Below are 18,585 nucleotides of genomic sequence, written 5' to 3' on the forward strand. Positions count from 1 at the left end.
CGTGATCTGGGCAGTCAGGGCGCCAGCGGGGATGCCCTGAGCGGGGTCGCCCATCTCGACGCGGATCCCGGCGGACTCCTCAGGAGCCTCCGCGACGGACAGGAAACGGCCGCCGTGGGACTTGTCGCCGGGCAGGCCTTCGACGCGGGTGACGACCAGGGCCAAGGCGGCGTCGAATGCGGCCTGTTCGGTCTCGGCCAGGCTTATGCTTCCGGACTGGGCAGTGGACCCGATGGGCCACCACAGCGAGACGACGAACGTATGGCTGGCGACGCGGCGGTGGTTGCTGAAGCGGCGGGTGGTTGTGCTCTTCTTCAGCACCCACAGTTGTGTCTGCCGCTGCGCCGGGGTGCGAGGCATGTACGCCTGCACCACGTCCCACGGTCCGCCAGCCGAGGCCAAGAGAGCGGGGAGGCCGTCGCCGCTGGCCGACAGCCACGCGGCCTCGCGGGCAACCGCGTCGGCCAGCCCGGAGTCAGACATCGCTCGCCCCTCTCAGGTCCGTTGGTAGTTGGCGAGGGCATCGAGTGCCTGCTTGCGGAGCTTGGCTGGGTCGTGGTCGCCCTCCCCCATGGGGTTGAGCTCGGTAGCGGCGATGGAGGCGGCCATCAGCTTGCAGGCCCGCCCGAGGGACGCCGGGACGGTCTGGTAGCCGCCGTCGTACGTGACGCGGATCAGCGACCCGGGCGGCAGGTAGGTCCCCAGCTGGAACCACACGTGGCCGCTGTCGGGCTCCGCGCCCACGACCTGCGCCGGGCCCACAGACTGCACGCCGCCCTGCGTGAGGATCAGCGACACCTGGAGGTTGGCGTAGGCCCACATGTCGGGGTAGCGGGTGGCGTACTGGTTCAGCCAGACGTGCCGGACCATGCCGCCCGCGCCGCCCATGGCATCCGCGTAGGACTGGCTGATCGTGGCCTGGATGCTCACCGGGATCCCGGCGTCTCCGGGCAGCTCGTCCGGATCGACGCCCTGCGCGCGGTGGGACTCCGGCAGGCCAGTGAAGGGGGCGAGCCTGCGGTCGCAGGCGTCCTCGCAATCGCGGGTCGCCTCGATCATCAGGGTGTCAAGGGCCTCCGGGGAGTACGTCCGGACGAGGTCGGCGTACTGGCCGGCCTGCATGTCGGCCGCGGAGGCGAGTGGGGTCGGGGTGTCCGCGGCCACCGAGGGTTACTCGCCGGTCTTGCGGCGGGCGTTGCGGCGGGGCGCGGGCTTCTCGTCCTCGGCCGCCGGCTCGGGGGCGACCTCGTCGAGTGTCTGCGGCTGCTCCGGGGCCGGTTCGGTGACTGCCGGATCGGCATCCGGCTCCTCCTCGCCGGCGTCCGGCTCCTCCTCGGCGGGGTCCTGGTCGTCGTCGCCGGACCCGGTCGTGTCGTCCGGGTCCTGGTCCTCCGGCCCCGGGGCCGGGTCGGCGACGAGCTCGAACCCGCCGTCGGCGATCGCCAGCAGCGCCTCGGCCTCCTCGTGCGGCATCTCGACGACGGCGCCGTCGTGCGGCCACTCGTGGCCGAAGGAATCGGAGCCGGCAACGGCCTTGCGAACGTGAGGCATGAGCCCTCCCATGGGGCATCGAAGGGGGAACACAGATGGCCGGGGCGCGCCCGCCCGGGGGAGTGGGCGCGCCCCGGGGAGGGGGTCAGGACGCCAGCGAGCAGGACACGCGGCTGATCCGGCCCAGGTACTTCGGGGCGCGGACGGCCAGGGTGCAGTCCGAGACGATCGCGTACGGCAGCTGGTCGGGCTGCGCGGTGGTCGGGTAGACGTCCAGCGGCGTCAGCTCACGGACGAACGGCCGCAGGAGGAACTGCGGGTCGCGGGCGATGAGGTAGATGTTCTCGCTGCCCGAGGACTGGGGCTTCATCGCCGCGTTGGTGCCCACGTACGAGGCCGGGATCTGAGCCGGGACCGTGGAGGCGTTCTTCGGCGTCAGCTTCACGCCGTCGTCCACGATCGAGGTGGTCAGGATCGGGGTGACGCCGTCGGCGGCGATACCGACGGTGGCGTCGACGTAGCCGAGGAAGGTCTCCGCGCCGCTGGAGGTGGACCGGTAGACCTTGTAGAGGTTCGGCTGCGCGCCCTCGTACCCGTTCGGGGTGGAGAAGGACAGGGTGACGGTCGAGGTGGAGCCCGTGGTGGCCTGGGAGACCTCCGTGGACGGCAGGATCTCGCCCTGGCGGGCGATCACCGGCACCACCTGGTAGTAGTACGTCGCCGCCGCCAGGGAGCCGCCGGTGGTGGCCGTCGCCGTGGTGACCGCCCCCATGCTGTACGAGCGGGCGGACAGGAACGACGTGGTGACCAGCGGGATGCCGCGGTACGACATCACGTTCAGGCCCGCGGCGACCTCGATCTGGCCCATGAACCGCTGGTTGGCCTGAGCGAGCTGGGCGATCCGGGACTCCGCGGTCGAGCTCATCACGAACATCCACCCGGGCCCGTTGATCTTCATGGCGGACTGCTGCTCCACCATGTCGATCAGGCGGTCCAGCCACCCCAGCGACAGGGACGCGTTGGCCGCGTCCTGAGCGTTCTGGTTCCCACCCGAGAAGGTGGCGACGAGGGAGTCCAGGCCGTCGAACTGCGGGTAGCCACCCAGAGCGGTCGAACCCGAGTTGCCCCACACGACCGCGGTCTCGATGTCCCAGTACAGGCCCTGGATGGAGCCCTCGATCTCCTGCGCCCGCAGGTCGCCGGCCAGGCCACGGGTGACGGCCTGCGCGTATCCGGTGACCGCGCCGACCGCCTGCAGGTTGCGGATCGCGAAGCCGTTCTGGGTGTAGCTGCTGTTCGCGATCGGGCGGGCGCCGCCGTCGGAGACGAAGCCACCCGCGGCCCGGGCGGTCCGCTGGTTGAAGTAGTAGACGCTGCTGTCCCACTTGCGGGACGGGATGGCCCGCACCAGCGGGGCGTAGCGGCGCTGGTACTCCAGCAGCTGCGGGTCGACGATTGTGGGGACGAGGGGGGATGCGCCTGCGGCGGTCAGTGCCTCGCGCAGGTCGGCGTTGCCGGTCATGCGATTTCTCCGTGTTCGGCAGAGGGGAATGACGGCCCCGCACCGGGAGGTCCGGGCGGGGCTGGGCGACCATTTCTGCCGAGCGGCACCAGCCAGGGGCTGGCGGTCAGGGAAGACGCAGGAGGCCGCAGGGGCGGCCCGGGCGCGTTACTGGGCGGCGGGGGCCGGCGCGCGGTTGCCGAGGATGGCGCTCACTGTGGTGGGGGCCACGTGCTGCCGCCACTCCTCGTCGGTGTACTCGTGAAGGGGCTTCTGCGGCCACGCGGCCGGGATGCCCGACTCGGTCAGCCCCTGCGGGTTCTCCGAGGTCTGGGCGACCAGGCCCTTGCGGGCCGGCGGCCCGTTCTGCACGACGTGCTCCTGCACAGCGGCCGGGAGTGCCCGGGCGATGCCCTCCTTGACCAGGCGGGCGATCCGCTCATCCTCGGACTCCGCCACCGGCGCGGCAGGGGTAGGCGCCTCGGCCACCGGCGCAGCCGGCTCCGCCGGTGCGGCAGCCGCGGGTGCAGCCTCGGCAACCGCAGCAGGGGCGGCCGGAGCGGCCTCAACCGGCGCGGCCGGACGCGGCGCGACCGCGGCGAGCAGCTGGGCGAACTGGTCGTTGGTCAGGGTGACGCTCCCGCCGACGGCGGGGGCAACGGCGGCCGGAGTGGCGGCCTCAGGGGTGGTGTCCGCCATCGCGGGCTCCTCCTCGGGTTCGGCGGGGGTGCCGGCGGCCGGGGGCTCCGGCGCCGGAGTCGTGGCGGGCGTGATGCCGTCAGCCAGCCCCGGCGGGGCGAGCGTGGCGGCGGTCTCCACGGCGGCGACCAGGTCGGCGGCGGGAGCGGCCTGCATGGGCTCCTCCTCGTCGTCGCCCTCGGTGGGGGCGCCAGGCAGGTCGATGTCGGCATCCATGTCCGGGTCCAGCGCCATCAGGGCGTCGCACGCGCCGGCCATGGCAGCGCGGCCGACCAGGTCGAGATCGTGCGGGTCCAGGACGGCCGAGGACACAGTCACGGTCGTCGGCCCGTTGGTCAGCGACAGATACAGGGAGCCCCGGGCCGGGTCCATGTCCCAGCACTCGGCGAGGGCTTCGGACACGGCGGCGGCCGGGTCGATCAGCCAGCCCTCCTGCGCGGCCACCTGCACGCCGAAGCCCTTCAACGCCTTGGCGATGCGGCCCTTGATCCGCTTGAGCTGCGCGCTGGTGTAGAGCCGGGCGTTGTCGGCCTGGTTGATGTACGACCACGCGCTCTTCGCCTGGCTCTTGCTGGAGAGGGGGTACCTCTTCTTCTTGTCCTTCTGGTACCCCGGGTCCGCGAACGGCCCCTCTTCGGCGCTGCCGTCGGCCTCGGTGATGGTCACGGTCGCCTCCGGAGCGGACTCGGTGATCGGCACCCGGGCGGTGCCATCGGACTCGCGGGGCTCGGACCCGATCGGTTCCACGCTGTCGATCCCCGCTCCCTCAACCCCCGGTTTGCGGGTGTAGTCCAGGCCGTCGAGCTCCAGGTCGTCACCGGTCTCCACCGTCCGCCCGTCGTGCTGCTCTCGGCGGACCCGGCCCACCCACGCCCCCCGGATGGACACACCTCGCAGCACGGGGTTGGGTCCGGAGATCAGGGAGTGGATGTCCCGGCCGTGCCCGGTGTCGGTCAGGACCGCGGTGTACCGGGCGGACCCGTCCGCTTCCTGGGCCAGGCTGGTGATCCGGCCGACGATGCGGGTCGAGTCGTCTCCGGCCTCGTGGTGGGTCAGGGTCGTCAGAGGCATGCCGCCCTCGGCGATACGTGCCTGTGCGCGGTCGACCATGCGGCCGATCGCCTCGGCGGTGTAGAGACGGCCGTTCTTGCTGATGCCGGGCCGGATCGCGGTCCCGGTGACGGTGGCGATCGCAGCCACAGATCCTCCAGAGATTCGGGCCGGTCAGCGGCCGACGAGACTGATCGACGCCCCGGGGTAGCCGGGGGTGGTGCCGCCGAGGGTCCACGCCACCCGGCACCACTGCGGCAGCACCAGGGCGGCGCTGGTCGAGGTGACGTTGGGCATGTGCAGCCCGGCGTAGGCCACGCCCCGCCCGGCCGTGGTGGTCAGCTGGCCGATCTTGGCGACCGCCGGATACCAGTTGCCGTCCGCGTCCTGCACGTCCAAGGCGACGTCCAGCGTCGGGCCGGTGCCCGTCGGAGTGCCGGAGACGGTGACGGCCAGCCACAGGTCGGCCACCGAGCCGACACTGATCGGCCCGCTGGTCCCCGACGCTGACAGCGTCGTGCCCAGGCCGGAGCCGGACAGCGTCCACAAGGTGCGGGCGACCGGGTTGTAGGCGCCGCTCATGAGTGCCCTCCTCAAGGGTCAGGTGAACCAGGCGGCGAACCGCGACAGGTCGACGTCGGCGGCGTAGCAGCAGCGGCAGGCCGGATGCAGGGGCAGCCGGGGAACCTCCAGGGCGATCCACGGGCTGCCGGTCTCCGCGTCGACGCAGGCGGGGCAGACCCGGCCGTCACCGGCGGTGATGCAGTCGATCCGCTGGACTCCCTCGGCGGCGTACAGAGCCAGCGCGCCGGCGTCGGCGGCGGCGGTCATCGCCCAGTCGACGACGAAGGCCACTGCCTGCGGGTCGTCCGAGCCGATCGCGTCCATGGCGGCCTGAAGCATCTCGTCCCAGTCCGAACCGGCGGCGGCGTGCTGGGCCAGGACGCGGCCGAGGTCGGCGGCGGCCCGGTCGATCATCCGCGCGAGCCAGCCGTCTGCCTCGGCCCACAGTTCGTCCAGGCGCTCCAGCGAGTCGTAGGCGTGCTGGAACGCCATGTCCCAGTCCAGGGCCAGGGTGTGGACCGTAGCCCGGTCGGCGGCGATCGCCACGGCGTTGACCATGCCTTCGGCGCGGCCGGCGCGGATCGCTTTCTGGAGTGCGGCGCGTAGATCGTCCCAGCCTGGTTGGCCGGCGATGGCCTGGAGCATGGCGTGGGCGGCGGCCAGCGCGGCCGCCCGGGTGTCCGCGTCGCTGTGCTCTGCCTCGGTGAGGCCGACCATCTGGCGGAACGTGCGGATGCCGGTGCCGAGGTGGTCGCGGTGGATCAGCGGCCGCCATGCTGTGCCGACCGCCCGGATGTGCCGGGTCTGCTGCTCCTCGCGTCGTGTGAAGAGCAACGCCCACATGCCCTCCAGTCGGCCCAGATCCACGGTTGCCTTCAGGACGTCGGGGTCCTCGGCGTTCTCGATGGCCAGCTGGATGGCGACCTCGCATCCGGCGCGGACCCGGTCGGTCATCGGTCCGCCGGAGGCGGCCCACCCGGCGGCGTACGCCTCCCGTGCGACCGCCTGCAGTGTCTGTGCGGGGTCGTCGAGGCGGTGGTCGATGCGGTCGGTGCCGTGGACGGTGGACAGTGCGTCGAACCGCACCGGTCGGGACGGGAGCCTGTCCAGGGGCGCGGGCTCGTCCGGGGCCAGGTAGGTCAGCGTGCAGTGGGCAGTGAACCCGTGGTCCCGCGGCACCTCGATGCCGGTGGCGGTGAGCGCGTCCAGGACGTCGCGCCGCAGCTGCTCCAGGTCGGGGGAGTCGACCAGTGCCACCAGCACGTCCTGCTCGTCGCCGGTGAAGCGGGCGACGCCGGAAACGCTGGCCTGGAGCGGCGGCCGGTCGGCGAGCGCAGCGACCACGGCACGCAGCGCCTCAGCGTCGACGTCGGCCGCGTCACCGCAGTACGCCACGGTGACGTGCAGTTCCTCCGGGGGCAGGCCGCCGTCGACGACCAGGTCCTCGGCCACGTCGCGGGGCGGGTACAGGGCGACCATGCACCCATCGGAGAAGTCCGGCGACCCCATGACTCACCCCCTGGTCAGCCGACGTGCTTGCGGATGAAGCACACGGCGTCCTCAGCCCGCAGCGGATGCCCCGTCTCGTGGGCTGCCTCGCAGGCCCGCGCGAGCGACGGCACCGCGCACTCCCGGCCGCACACCCCGCACCGCCACGGGTCGTCAGGCTGCCCGGTCGTGGCGCTCATCCACGCCTCCCGGCAAGGTCCGCAGAGCCTCCGCCAGCCGCGCCCGGAACCGCGCCCGGTGCGACTCCGCCGGAGGCTCGTCGGTGTCGTCGTCGGGGGCGTCATCCGGCCCGGGTGTCTCGGGCGGCTGTCCGGCGAACGGAGCCAGGTGCGGGGGCACCGGGGCCGGTTCGGGCTCCGGCTCCAGCTCGACCCCGGGGACGACCACGCCCGCGGAGACGGCCGGGGCCGCGGCGGCCGCGATCGACGCATCCGACATGCGCTCCATGTCCTGCCATCGCACCAGGTGGGAGCGGTCGACGAGGACGGCCTGGTCGCCGCCGTCGACGGGCAGCTCGTTGATGTCCCCGCGGTACCGGTTGAGGGTCCACGCGCCGTTCTTCAAGCGCATGTCCCGGATCTCCTCGATCTTCTTGGAGTCCCGCAGGTCGACGTCCTTGAACCGAAGCGTCCACCCGTCGACGCCGAAGCCGAGGCGGCCGAGGTGCCAGTTCAAGGCCTCCAGCACCAGCTCGGCCAAGGGGCCGCAGGTGTTGACCATGAACGTCTTGTCCTGCTCCTCGCCGGTGCCGCCGCCGAGGTTCCCGGATTCGATGATCCCGGCCTTGGCCGGCGGGACGCCGTAGCAGGCGATGATCTCGTCGCGCTTCTGGTCGAGGAACTTCAGGTAATCCACCGTGCGGGACGAGTTGAGCTCCTGGACCTTGCCGCCGCCCTTGGTCATCACCGGCGCCCCAATGTTGCGGGAGCCGACGTTGCGGACCATGAACTGCGACTGCCAGCGGTTCATGTCCGCCACGGACGCCGAGGCGGGCATGTCGACGTGCAGCGTCGGCGGGTTGCCCTTCTTGAACAGCTCCTTGCTGGTGGCGCTCGCGTAGAGCCAGGCGGTGATCGGCAGCAACGCGGCCTGGGTGGGGGAGACGCCGAAGATGCTCGACCTGGGGGAGTCGAGGCTGATGTGGATGACCTCCCGCGGCTCGAAGGTGGCGCGCTGCCCGAGCTCGGTGACCTGCACGTAGCGGGTCACCTGGCCGTGCTCGTCGGTCTCCGGGTGCATGCTCGGGCAGTCCAGCGAGTACAGGGCGACCGGCTGCCGCCCGACCCACACGACCTCGAGGTAGGCGTCGCCGAAGACCAGCAGATCCGCGATCACACCCCGCAGGATCTTGATGATCGACTCGGACGGGTTGCAGTACCCCAGCATCCGCTCCAGCGCCCGCACCTCGGCGGGCTTCGGCGGCTGCTCCTGCTCGGTGTCCTCCTCCGGGTCCCACTCCATCACCAGGCCGCCCGCCGTGATCGTGCGGGCGATCGCGTTCACGCACGCCCACGCCCACGGGCACGCCAGATAGGCGTCGTAGAGCTGGTTCAGCGCCGACCGCCGGTCCGTGCCGGACCCCGCGCCGATGCCCTGGTTCCACTCCGTCAGGCCCGACGGGCCGATGCCGTACTCGAACCCGGTGCGGTCCGGGAGCCGGGCCGGCACCGCCGACGCCTTCTCCAGGACCTCACCACTGCCGGTGAGTCGCTGCCACCATGCACTCAGCCCCATGGGGATGTCACCGTCCCCCCTGGCACGTGCCCGTCGTCGTGGCTGTCGGTCTCCCACCAGTCGCTCGCCGGCCCGCTGGTGTCCGGGCGCACGGCCATCGCGGTGCCGAGCGGCTGCAGGGCCTCGCCCGGCGCGCCTGTGGGCGCCTCGTCGAGGAGCGGGTAGTCAGGCCCGGTCCCCAAGTTGGTGAGGATGTAGCGGAGGGCGTCGGCTGCGTGGTCGTCGGCGGTGGTGTCTGCGTCCTCCGGATTGCCCTTGGAGGCGTGGGGGAGGTCGCTGAGCTCCCGGTACAGCTCCGGGACGGTGCTGAACAGGTGCAGCCGCGGGCAGGTCTCCCACCCCTGCGCCCGGTGGTGCGGGCAGGCGGGGGCTTCGTTCAGGTAGGACCGGACGCGCTGCCAGCCGATGACCCGCGACCCGGCGCCCTTCCCGGCCTTCTCCAGGTGCACGCCCTCGTCCGCGTAGATGTCGGCGATGGGCTTGGCCTCGCCGCGGGTGGCCCACATGGCGTCGTCCGCGTACCGGGCTGCGACCTGCTCGCCGATCTGCTCGGCCGCGAGGATCTGCTTCGCCTGGTCGGCTTCCCCGACGCCGCGCTGATAGATCTCGCGGTAGATCCACGCGCGGCCGTCCTCGTCGACCGCCGCCCACAGGGCTGCCCACGGGGCGCTGTAGCCCCAGTCGACGCCGCCGTAGCGCCGCCACGACGCGGGGAGGTCGATGGGGTCCAGGACGTGCCGGTCGCGCTTGAGCTCGGTGAACATCTGGCCCTGGAACTGGTCCCAGTCTCCGTCGAGGAACGCGGCCCTCAACTTCTCGGGGAGCGCCTTGAGGTCCGCGGCGTACTCCGGGTTCACGTGCGGGTTGTCGCTCAGCTTCGACGGGATGAAGCGGACCGTACGGCCGCGCTCGTCCGTGACGACCTGCGCCCCGTACTGGGTCGGCTTGATGTACCTGGCTTTCACCGCGCCGTGCCCCGCCCCGCCCGGGTTCGTCCCCGACCGGATCCCGAGCACGGGCAGATCCCGCCGGCCGGACCGCAAGCGGGACTCCAGGAAGGAGCACACGTCGGGCGGCGTCAGGGTCCGCTCATCGAACACCAAGAGCTGGTACTGGCCGCCCTGGCGGCGGGTGGCGTCCTGCACCGTCTCGGCGTACCGGAACATGATCAGGCTGCCGTTCGGGAACCGCAGCTCGTACTCGGTCCCGTTCCACGTCGCGCCGAGCGCCTTGGCGAAGTTCAGGTTCGCCAGCTCCGCGATCAGCGACTCCTTGAGCTCCGGGTAGCTGCGCCGGAACGCCCCCACCCGCAGACCGGGGTACCTCACGCACTCCCGGATCGCGTGCGCGGTCAGCGCCCGGCTCTTCCCGCCACCGGCGGCGCCCCCGTACAGCACGTCGAACTCGTCGGCGTCGTGGAACTCGCGCTGCTTCGGGGTGGGGACGTAGCCGAGCTTGGCGAAGACGTCGATCCGGCGGAGCCGCTCGGTCTCCCGGCGCTGAACCTCAGCTTGGAGGGCCTTCAGCTCCTCCATCTTCTGGATCTTCAGCTTCAAGAGCGGCGAGCTGCTCCCGGGCCTGTTCGAGGGCGTCGTTGAGGGCATCGATCGTGAACACCCCTTCGACCCGGCTCGGGGCATGCAGCCCACGCAGCTTCGACACCTCGGAGGCGATCTTCAGCAGCCGGTCAGCCGCAGCCATCCGCGGCTGCGGGTCCCGCAGGGGCTCACCGGTGACCGGGTGGGTGACGATCCGCCCGCTGGCGGAGACCATGAAGTGATCGGCGCGGAAGACCGCGTGGACCTCCTCGGCCAGGTACTCCAGCTCGACGAGCTGCTCCTCGCGGTACACCTCGACGTTGGTGTGCTGCGCCGCGATGGACTCCTCCAGCGCGCGGCTGAAGTCCCGCCGGGCAGCGTTGACGGAGGCGTAGCCGAGCTCCTCGCAGATCTCCTTGTAGGGGCGCTTCTGCCGCCGCATGTCGACGAGGCGGGCCCGCCGGGCTGCGGTGGCGGCCCGCGTCGCGCGGGAGACGGGCATGCCGGCCTCCCCTCTCAGGTGATGGCGAGGAGCCCGGCCTGGCGGACGGGTACCTCGGGGTTGTCGGTGATGCGGACCCACACGGCGTACCGGCCCTGGGCGAGGGTGACGTCGCCGCCCGGGCCGACCAGGCAGCGGGCGGTGAAGGTGGAGGTGCCGGGGACCGGGTGGGTGTCCCACGAACCCGGCACCCACGTGACCGGGTCCGCGCCCGGCCCGGGGAAGGAGAACTCCACCAGGTCGCCGGTCGGGTCGTACGGGGCGGCCTCGACGGTCGCGGTGACTGACACCAGGACGTACTCGCGGGACGCCGCGGGGATCGACTGCACCAGCACCACCCCTTCACGGGCTGTCGGTTCTCCAGCGGCCGGGGCGCTCCTCGGCCCTCCAGCGGCCGGGGGCGTTGGCCGTGTGCCAGCGGCCGTCGTGCTCGTGGGCCGTCCACCGCCCGGGCGCCAGCCGGGCCTGCCAGCGCACCCGCACACCGGGCTCTACGGTCACCTCAACCGGGCCGACACGGACGGCGACCGCCAGGTCGGTGAGCGCCGCCCCGTCGCCGACCGGGCGGCCCCTGCTGGCTGTCGCCGTGGTGGTGTCGGTGAGGACGGTGGTGTCGTCCGCGCCGCGGGCCGGGCGGTCGCTGTCCAGGGCGTCGCCGGGGTGTGCCGGGTCGTCGATGGTGCGGACGGCGGCCACGGCCCGGTCGGCGGCGTCGCCGAGCGCCAGGACGTCCGCGACCGCGACCTGGCGGTGGAACACGGCGGTCGCCGCGTCGGCCAGCTGCGCCGCTTCGGCAACTGCCCGGGGCCGGGAGGAGGCGTCCGACGCCCCGTCCACCAGCGACGACGGGTCGGAGACGAGCGTGTGCCCGGATGTGGACTGGGCGACCTGGACCGTGTCGACCAGGGCTGTGGTGTCCGCGGCCTCCCGTAGGCGTCCGGCCGCGGCCTCCACGCTGTCGCCGAGGGACGCCGGGTCGGTCGCCCCTCGGGCCGCGGCGCGGGCGGGGGACGGGGCGTCGGCGAGCGTCGAGCCGTCGGCTACCGCGCGGCTCCGCCCGTAGGCGGCGGTCAGGCTGTCGGCCAGGGCCGTGCCGTCGCTGTTGCCCGCGGCCCGCTGCCGGGCCGCGACCGCGGCGTCGCCCAGTCCCGTTCCGTCCATGGCCGTGGTACCACGCCCGACCGTCGCTGCGTCCGCGACGGCCAGGCCGTCGCCAGCGGTGGCGGTGCGCACCGCGATGGCGGTGGCTGCGTCCGCCAGCGTCGTCGGGTCGCTGGGCTGCTCGCGGCCGGTGCTGGACCGGGACACCGAGACCGCGTCCACCAGCGTCGTACCGTCGGCCGGCCCCCGGACCGCCGTGCGCGCGGAGGCCGGGTTGTCGCCGAGTGTGGCACCGTCGCCGGACGGCCGTGAGGAGGTTGCCGCGGTGTTGGCCGAGTCGGCCAGCCCCGTGGCGTCGGCAGTGGTCCGGGTGAGGCCTCGGTCGGAGGTGGCCGAGTCCGCGAGGGCCGCTGAATCCAGGGCTGTCCGCAGCCGGATAGCCGACGTGGCCAGAGCATCCGCGAGCGCGGCGGCGTCGTCATCTGGGCGGGCCCGGGTTCCGGCCGAGGTGGCAGTGTCGGTCAGGGCGCCGCTGTCGGCGACTGAGCCTGCGGCGCCGGTGGTGGCGTGGTCGGTGAGCGCAACCGGGTCAGCCGCGGGACGCACCCGACCCGCCACGGTCACCACGGCATCGCTCAGAGCCGTACCGTCGGCCACCTGCCGGCCGGCCGAGGCCCGCGCCGCATCCGTGAGCAGGACCCCGTCCGACGCGGCGCGGACGCGTCCGGACACCCCGTCGCCAGCGTCGGACAGCGCCGCCGTCTCGATGGCCAGACGGGTTCGGAAGGCTGCGGTCTGGGCGGTGTCGACGAGGCCGGTGCCGTCCGCGGGGCTCCGCGTCTGGGTACGGGCGACCGTCGGAGTGTCCGCCAGCGTGGTGGTGTCGGCCGATGCCGCGCTGGCGCCCGTACGGGCCGTGACTGCGTCCGACACGGCAGCCGTGTCGACCAGATTTGCGCTTCGGATGGTCGTGGCCGCGTCCGACAGAGCCTCGGTGTCCGCCGCCGTACGGGAGCGGACCGCCCCCGTACTGGCGCCGTCTGCCAGCACGCCCGAGTCCCCAGCGGCGCGGCCGCGGGAGACGCCCGCGGTGTCCGAGAGGCTCCCGCCGTCCCCGACGCCCCGTACCGTGCTGGCCGTACGGACCGCAGCGTCGGCGAGCGAGGTGCCGTCGGCGCCCCCGGCCTGGCGGGCGGTCGACGCCGTGTCGGCCAGCGTCGTGCCATCCGCCGCGGTCAGGCCGTGCCCGTGGACAGCCGCCGCGGTGTCGGTGAGTCCCGCTGCGTCTGCAGGTGCACCAAAACGGGCCGTGCTGGCCTGCGCGGTGTCCGTGAAGGTCGTGGTGTCCGCGGCGACGCGGATCGCTGCGGCAGCCGAGGCGGCGCTGTCGCCGAGAGCGGTGGTGTCGGCCAGCGCCCGACTGGCCGCTCGGGCCGCGTCACCCGAGTCGGCCAGGCTCGTAGTGTCGGCGGGCGTCGCGGTGACGCTGCTGCCCGTGGACGGCACCAGACCGACCGTCGCCATCACTGCGGTGGCCGTCGACTGGGACGCCGTGGCGGTGTACGTGTGCGCCGCGATGGTGACACCACCGTTGGTGTCCATCAGGGCGGCGGACGGGGCGTTCGTGGCGGTGCTGGCCCCGGAAGCGCGGGAGGTGATCCCACTGCCAGCGGTCCAGGTGGAGCCGGCCGAGGCGCTGGACCGGTCCGCGAAGGCGCAGACGATCCAGTCCGTGTCCGTCGGGGTCAGGCTCGGCGTGGTGTGCGCGGTGCGGTTGGTGGTGTCGGCCGCGGCAGCGGCGCCCTCCGTGGAGGCAACGCCGGACCAGGTGCCGCAGGTCAGGACGGCTTTGGTGGCGGAGCTCCACGTCCAGGTGTAGCTCGCCGGCTCGGACCCGGCGGTCTTGCTGAAGAGGAACAGCGTGGTGCTGGTGCCGTTGGTCTGGCGGGCGATCTGCGTCCACCCGGTGGGAGGGGTGGCAATGGTGACCGAGGCGCCGACGCTGATCGCCGCGATCATCAGGTGCCCGGACGCGGTCCCCGTTGGGACGGCCAGCGTCGCGGAGGACACCACGACGGAGTTCTGGACGGTGGAGCTTCCTGCGACCCATGCGATGGCCATCGGCGGGCCCCTCCCGCTGCGGTGCCGGTCAGGTGCCGGACATGGACCAGGTCCAGGTGATCGTGAGGGTGTCGCCGCTCGCCTTCGGGGCCGGGGAGGCGAGGAGGACACGGGCGAGGGTGTTGGCCGCGGTCGAGGTGGCGTCGGTGGCGATGGTGTCGTTGACGATCACGGCCTCGGTGATGTTGCTCGCGGTCGTGGCCACGCCAGCGCCCCAGGACGCCTGCCAGGTGATGACCCGGTTCGGGCTGCTGAAGCTGGACTGCGGGTAGGTGGCATCGAAGGCCTTGTTGGAACCAGAGAGGTAGGTGACCAGGGCGGCGCCTGCGCCGGTCTTGGCGACGGCGGTGGAGCCGGTGCCCAGGCGCATGCCGGTGGCCTGGGCGGGCGGCGAGCTGATGCCCGTCGCCCGCTCCATGATCATCTGGTCGCCGATCTGCGTGATCAGGTTCTTCTGGGTGCGGTCGAGCTTGACGGTGCCGTCCCCGGCGACGAGCCGGACGCGGACCAGGCCCCGCACAGCGATCAGGCTTCCAGCGGACATGACGGGACCTCCAGGACAAGCAGCGGGGCAGGGGGCGGGGTTCAGCGCTGATAGGCGGCATACGTGCGGGAGTTGCGCATGCCGCACTGGAGCAGGTGCTGCTCGATGACGCCGCGCAGCTCGCGTTCGGACAGCACCGACCCGGCGACATGGACGTTCACCGTGACGTGCGGACCAAGAGGAGCGGGCTGAAGGGGGTCTGCCTCCACCGCGTTGCTCTCGGTGGGGCCGTCGTCGACGTGCTCCCAGTCGTCAGCGAGCAGGTCGGTCTGTGAGGCCGTCCACGGCACCAGCACGTCGTGCACGGTGTGCAGGTACAGGTAGGGCAGGCCCATCTTCGAGTGGGCGTCAGGCTCCTGGAGCGCCACCCACATCCCGGCGTCGCCCCAAGCCGCGCGGGCCATGCGCTCGCCCTGCCTCAGAAAGTACAGAGCCGCACCGAAGTCCATCACGCACGCTCCGGGCTCTGCTGGGTGTGGTCGATGCGCTGGCCGTAGGCGTCGTACCAGTCGACGCTGTCCAGGACGGGCACGTGGTGGTCGCCACGTAGCTCCGATCGGTAGATCGGTACGGCGCGCGCGGCCCGGGCAGGTGCGCCGGGGATGTGGACGTCAAGGTCGACGACGGGCCCGAACTCCCAGGGGGTGCGGGCGTCCACGCGGGCCCCCGTGCCGAGCAGGTGCAGGTGCTCCCGGAAGTACGGCACCAGCTCGGCGGATACCTGGACGCGGATGGTACGCCCCCAGCCAGCCCAGAACGCGGCCCGATCCGCGCGCTTGGCGTTCACCCGCAACTGCCCCGACGCGGTGCTGGCCGGCCGCACAGCTGGCCTGCGTCGCCGGGCCGGCCATGCACCGATCCGCCAGCCCGGAGTCCCGTAGCGGGCGGTGCGGCGGGCCAGGTCGCGGCTGGCACCGCGCCGCACGGAACGTGGCGCGGCCGAGAAGGAGGCGAGGGCAGAGGGCATGAGGGCTCCAACAGGGGGTGGGCGTACAGCCCGGCCGCAGCAGGCCGCGGCCGGGCCAGAGGACCGCTCAGGCGCCGAGCATGAGGCGTTCCCGAGTGATCTGGGCGTAGTGCGGTGACTGCTCGATCCCGACGAATCGGCGGCCCTCGGCCAGCGCGGCGGCTCCGGTCGTGCCGGAGCCGGCGAACGGGTCGAGGACCGTCCCGCCGGGCGGGACGATGCGCACCAGCTGCCGCATCACATCCAGCGGCTTCTGCGTGATGTGCTGGCGCTCAGTGCCGCGAGGCTGACTGCCGGTGTACAGCCCTGGCAGGTACACCGGGTCGTTGCCAGGCACCATCGCCCCGTGCGAGCCCCAGACGATGAACTCGCAGTCCCGCTTCAGCCCGCCCTTCGTCGGGCGGGCGAGGGGCTTGTGCCACACAGCGACACCTCGCCACGTGAACCCGCCGGCCTGCAGCGCGTCCGTTGTCGTGGGCAGCTGCCGCCAGTCGGTGAACACCAGCGCCGCGCCGCCCGGCCGGACCGCCCGGTAGCAGGCTGCCAGGACCATCGACATCCACGCGAGGTAGCCGCGCTGGTCCCGGCTGTCGCCGTCGAAGTCCGGCAGCTGGTGCTGCGCGTCGCCGCTGACGTACTTGCCGCGGGCCGACTGCGAGGTGCGCTCCCGGACGGTCGCGGCGCCGGAGTTGTACGGCGGGTCGCAGATCACCGCGTCGACGCTGCTCGGGGTGAGCGTCGGGAGGATCGTCAGTGCGTCGCCGGTATGCAGGGTGAAGTCGTCCATCAGGTGGTTCCTTGTGCAGGTCGCATGCGCCCCGGTGCGGTGGCGAGCGAGTCGGTGCACAGCGGTCCAGCCCCGGGGCGGGGTCGGGCTGGCGCCAGGGGCCAGCGGTGCGCGTGGGCGTGGAGCCGGCGCCTCGGGGCGAGGACGGTCACCCGAGACGCCGGAGATCAAGGGGAGGGCTCGGGTAGTTCCCGGCCGTCGAGAGAGTGGTGGACGAGTAGCCAGCCCATCGAGCCGTCGCCGCGCTTCACCGGCCGGGTCTCGGGGCCGCAGGCACGGTCTGTTCTCGTTGTGCTGGTGTCAGCCTCGGGCACGGTCACAGGCCGCAATTTGTGGGCCACTTGGGTGATCGGTCGGTACGATCAATTGTCATGACGCCCACCCCGCGACGGCCCTTCTCCGTGCGCGTCGGCCATGCCGAGGACACCGAGGACACGCTGTACGAAGGAGTCCCAGCCCACCTGCTCCGGCCTCTCCAACGGTGGGTGTACACCATGGCTGCCGCGGGGGGCGGTTACCTCGGCAAGACCATGTGCTTGAAGCTGCGTATTGCCGTTCCCGCAAAGAGCAACGCCAGTTGGGCGTTGAGCCGTCGGGAGGGGTTCGACCTACTCGATGCCGTGGATGAGATCTTGGCTTTCGCAGCCGAGATGGAGGCGCGCGACCTCGCTGAAGTTCGGGAACTGAAATTCTTGTTGGACGATGGCCACTCGGCGTACCGCGTCAGGGAAGACGAGGCTGGCTTGGAGATTCGAGTCACGCCAGCAGTGCGCGACTCTGTACAACAGACTCTTGTCGATGCCGCTGCCGAAACCGATGCGGGCTCTGCCTCCGACCATTTGGCTGCTGCATGGCAGGCTGCCTACGGGTTGCATCCCGACCCGGTGAGGGCATACAGCGAAGCGGTGAAAGCGGTGGAATCGGCCGCGCATGCGACCGTTCAGCCAAACCATGCCAAGGCAACGCTGGGGACCATGCTTGGCGAGATCAAGAATGCCCGGCATAAGTTCACTTTCGCTATCCCCGTGCCACCTGGTGGAGACTCGATAGCCGCGCCTGAGGCCTTGATGCGGGCTCTGTGGGAAGGGCAGGTCTCCCGTCACGGAGGCAAGGCCCCCACTCCATCGGAGACTCAAGAGGCGGCCCGAGCTGGCGTCCACCTCGCAGCTACGATCGTCCAGTGGTTTGCCTCTGGGGCCGTAAGCCGGCTTCCGTAGTTGCTACACAGCAGCAGCCCAGCCACCTCCCACCGGAGGCACTCGGAGGAGTCTTCGCGGGCCCGGTGTCCACCATTCCACCAGCACCGGGCCCGCGAAAGGGCCTGCCGCCGCCCTCAACGACAGCAAGCCGACCCTGCCCGGGCCTCGCCGCGCAGGCAGGGAGCTGTGACCAGCGTCAGGCCGCGGCGCGAAGCCGCGGCCGGTACGACTTCGCCCGCTCTTGGACCTCGGGCAGGGAGTACATCGTCCGGTACAAATGGCCGTCACCGGATGGCCGTCCGTCGCCGGGGAAGCGCAGGAGCCGGCCCCGGGAGGCCCATTGACGCAGCACCTGTTCGGGGATGCCGGTCGCGGCCGCTGCCTCGTGCGGGTAGACGAGCTCGTCCGGGGTGACGGTCTTCAGGGCAGGATGCACGATCGACCCCCTGGAATGCGGAGAGCCCCCGCCGGCTGGGCGAGGGCTCTCGGAAGATCAAGACGCAGTGGTGCCGTCTGCAAGCACTGTGACACCGTCGGATGATCTATGCAAGGACACCGCGTCTCAAGCCGCCGAGCGTTGCCCGGTCCGGGCCAGCCGCTGGAAGTGCTCACGTGCCCAACGAGCCCCGCAAGAGGGGCACCTGACGCTCAGGGTCTCGGCGTCCACCCGCATCTCCTGCCCGCACACGGTGCCGTCGTCGTACTCGGCGAGACACGTCACCGGAACCCGCCGGGAGCGGTCACCGGTAATGACCCGGGTGGTAGCACCAACAATGCGGGCCAGGACCTGGTCGAGCTGGTCGACGTCCGGGTAGTTCTCGCACGCCCACGGGAGATTCAGGCGGAGGAACCGGCAGACCTTCGGCAAGGTCTGGTCCGCGTTGCCCCGCCAGGCCTGGACAGTGAAGCCGCGGGCGCGCCGCCAGTCGTCCTCCACCGCCAGGAGCTGGCCGACGATCGTGTCCGAGCCAGGACCCGTGGCGGACAGGACATCGAGACGCAGCGGCAGCCCGGGGTGGACGGAGCGGCCAGCGGACCCGGCGCCGGGGATCGCAGCACCGCGTTCCAGGTGCTTGGGGAGCTGGAGCCACTGGTGCTCGACCGTGTTCAACCGGTCGTGCATGCGCTCCTGGCAGCGCTCGCAAGCGGTCCGGGGGTGGGCGGGGTGGAGCTCGCTGCCGCAGCAGGCGCAGGTGGGTGTGTCGTACGGCTGGTCGGTCATGAGGGTGGCCTCCCCTGGGCGGTACGGTGGCGGTGTCGATGCGTGCCAGCTGCGAC

The 18,585-nt window shown here is 72.1% G+C and carries 20 protein-coding genes; 1 reads left to right on the forward strand and 19 read right to left on the reverse strand.

The features are described from left to right. The 17 genes from AOK09_RS20310 to AOK09_RS20385 all read right to left on the reverse strand — a co-directional run. The coding region (locus AOK09_RS20310; RefSeq protein WP_157875963.1) for a hypothetical protein at window positions 1–483 on the reverse strand (483 nt) is incomplete at its 3' end. A 12-nt stretch (window positions 484–495) separates the two neighbouring features. Beyond that, complete coding sequence (locus AOK09_RS20315) at window positions 496–1,164, reverse strand: hypothetical protein (protein WP_055588641.1); 669 nt, start codon at window positions 1,162–1,164, stop codon at window positions 496–498. Window positions 1,165–1,170: 6 nt separating this feature from the next. Next, entirely contained in the window at window positions 1,171–1,551 is a 381-nt protein-coding gene (locus AOK09_RS20320; RefSeq protein ID WP_055588642.1) for a hypothetical protein, read from the reverse strand. Between the two features lie 85 nt (window positions 1,552–1,636). Beyond that, the gene (locus AOK09_RS20325; protein WP_055588643.1) at window positions 1,637–3,013 is read right to left on the reverse strand and encodes a hypothetical protein; all 1,377 of its coding nucleotides are present in this window, start codon (window positions 3,011–3,013) and stop codon (window positions 1,637–1,639) included. Between the two features lie 147 nt (window positions 3,014–3,160). Beyond that, a complete protein-coding gene (locus tag AOK09_RS43235; RefSeq protein ID WP_055588644.1) occupies window positions 3,161–4,891 on the reverse strand; it encodes a DUF6582 domain-containing protein in 1,731 nt (576 codons plus the stop codon). A 24-nt stretch (window positions 4,892–4,915) separates the two neighbouring features. Continuing rightward, window positions 4,916–5,323, reverse strand: a complete 408-nt coding sequence (locus AOK09_RS20335) for a hypothetical protein (RefSeq protein WP_055588645.1) — start codon at window positions 5,321–5,323, stop codon at window positions 4,916–4,918. Between the two features lie 18 nt (window positions 5,324–5,341). Continuing rightward, window positions 5,342–6,784: a 2'-5' RNA ligase family protein gene (locus AOK09_RS20340; RefSeq protein WP_055588646.1), complete on the reverse strand. Its 1,443-nt coding sequence runs from the start codon at window positions 6,782–6,784 to the stop codon at window positions 5,342–5,344. A 44-nt stretch (window positions 6,785–6,828) separates the two neighbouring features. Continuing rightward, window positions 6,829–6,993 carry a hypothetical protein gene (locus AOK09_RS40245; protein ID WP_157875964.1) on the reverse strand — a complete coding sequence of 55 codons (165 nt, stop codon included), beginning with the start codon at window positions 6,991–6,993 and terminating at the stop codon, window positions 6,829–6,831. After that, the gene (locus AOK09_RS20345) at window positions 6,968–8,548 is read right to left on the reverse strand and encodes a phage portal protein (protein WP_055588647.1); all 1,581 of its coding nucleotides are present in this window, start codon (window positions 8,546–8,548) and stop codon (window positions 6,968–6,970) included. The genes AOK09_RS40245 and AOK09_RS20345 overlap by 26 nt, the downstream gene beginning before the upstream one ends. Next, window positions 8,539–10,104, reverse strand: a complete 1,566-nt coding sequence (locus AOK09_RS20350) for a terminase family protein (RefSeq protein WP_157875965.1) — start codon at window positions 10,102–10,104, stop codon at window positions 8,539–8,541. Before AOK09_RS20350 ends, AOK09_RS20345 begins: the two co-directional genes overlap by 10 nt. Continuing rightward, a complete protein-coding gene (locus AOK09_RS40250; protein ID WP_055588649.1) occupies window positions 10,055–10,588 on the reverse strand; it encodes a hypothetical protein in 534 nt (177 codons plus the stop codon). Before AOK09_RS40250 ends, AOK09_RS20350 begins: the two co-directional genes overlap by 50 nt. A gap of 14 nt (window positions 10,589–10,602) precedes the next feature. Further along, a complete protein-coding gene (locus AOK09_RS20360) occupies window positions 10,603–10,917 on the reverse strand; it encodes a hypothetical protein (RefSeq protein WP_157875966.1) in 315 nt (104 codons plus the stop codon). Window positions 10,918–10,930: 13 nt separating this feature from the next. Further along, the gene (locus tag AOK09_RS20365) at window positions 10,931–13,810 is read right to left on the reverse strand and encodes a beta strand repeat-containing protein (RefSeq protein ID WP_055588651.1); all 2,880 of its coding nucleotides are present in this window, start codon (window positions 13,808–13,810) and stop codon (window positions 10,931–10,933) included. Between the two features lie 28 nt (window positions 13,811–13,838). Continuing rightward, window positions 13,839–14,354, reverse strand: coding sequence for a hypothetical protein (locus AOK09_RS20370; RefSeq protein WP_055588652.1), 516 nt, complete (start codon window positions 14,352–14,354; stop codon window positions 13,839–13,841). A gap of 41 nt (window positions 14,355–14,395) precedes the next feature. Further along, a complete protein-coding gene (locus AOK09_RS20375; RefSeq protein WP_079063260.1) occupies window positions 14,396–14,803 on the reverse strand; it encodes a DUF2829 domain-containing protein in 408 nt (135 codons plus the stop codon). Beyond that, the gene (locus tag AOK09_RS20380) at window positions 14,803–15,321 is read right to left on the reverse strand and encodes a hypothetical protein (protein ID WP_157875967.1); all 519 of its coding nucleotides are present in this window, start codon (window positions 15,319–15,321) and stop codon (window positions 14,803–14,805) included. The genes AOK09_RS20375 and AOK09_RS20380 overlap by 1 nt, the downstream gene beginning before the upstream one ends. 67 nt (window positions 15,322–15,388) lie before the next feature. Beyond that, window positions 15,389–16,108 (reverse strand): DNA-methyltransferase, encoded by a 720-nt coding sequence (locus AOK09_RS20385; RefSeq protein ID WP_055588655.1) that lies wholly within the window; start codon window positions 16,106–16,108, stop codon window positions 15,389–15,391. A 371-nt stretch (window positions 16,109–16,479) separates the two neighbouring features. Between AOK09_RS20385 and AOK09_RS42295 the strand changes: the two genes are divergently transcribed. Continuing rightward, window positions 16,480–17,325, forward strand: a complete 846-nt coding sequence (locus AOK09_RS42295) for a hypothetical protein (protein WP_245687386.1) — start codon at window positions 16,480–16,482, stop codon at window positions 17,323–17,325. Window positions 17,326–17,503: 178 nt separating this feature from the next. On the opposite strand, the gene AOK09_RS20395 is transcribed toward AOK09_RS42295, so the two are convergent. Both AOK09_RS20395 and AOK09_RS20400 read right to left on the reverse strand, forming a co-directional pair. Continuing rightward, window positions 17,504–17,743 (reverse strand): hypothetical protein, encoded by a 240-nt coding sequence (locus AOK09_RS20395; protein ID WP_055588656.1) that lies wholly within the window; start codon window positions 17,741–17,743, stop codon window positions 17,504–17,506. 126 nt (window positions 17,744–17,869) lie between these two features. Then, window positions 17,870–18,529, reverse strand: a complete 660-nt coding sequence (locus tag AOK09_RS20400) for a hypothetical protein (RefSeq protein ID WP_055588657.1) — start codon at window positions 18,527–18,529, stop codon at window positions 17,870–17,872. Window positions 18,530–18,585 lie beyond the last annotated feature (56 nt).

Origin of the sequence: Peterkaempfera griseoplana (genome assembly GCF_001418575.1) — a bacterium.
In the GTDB taxonomy this organism is placed as follows: Bacteria; Actinomycetota; Actinomycetes; order Streptomycetales; family Streptomycetaceae; genus Peterkaempfera; species Peterkaempfera griseoplana.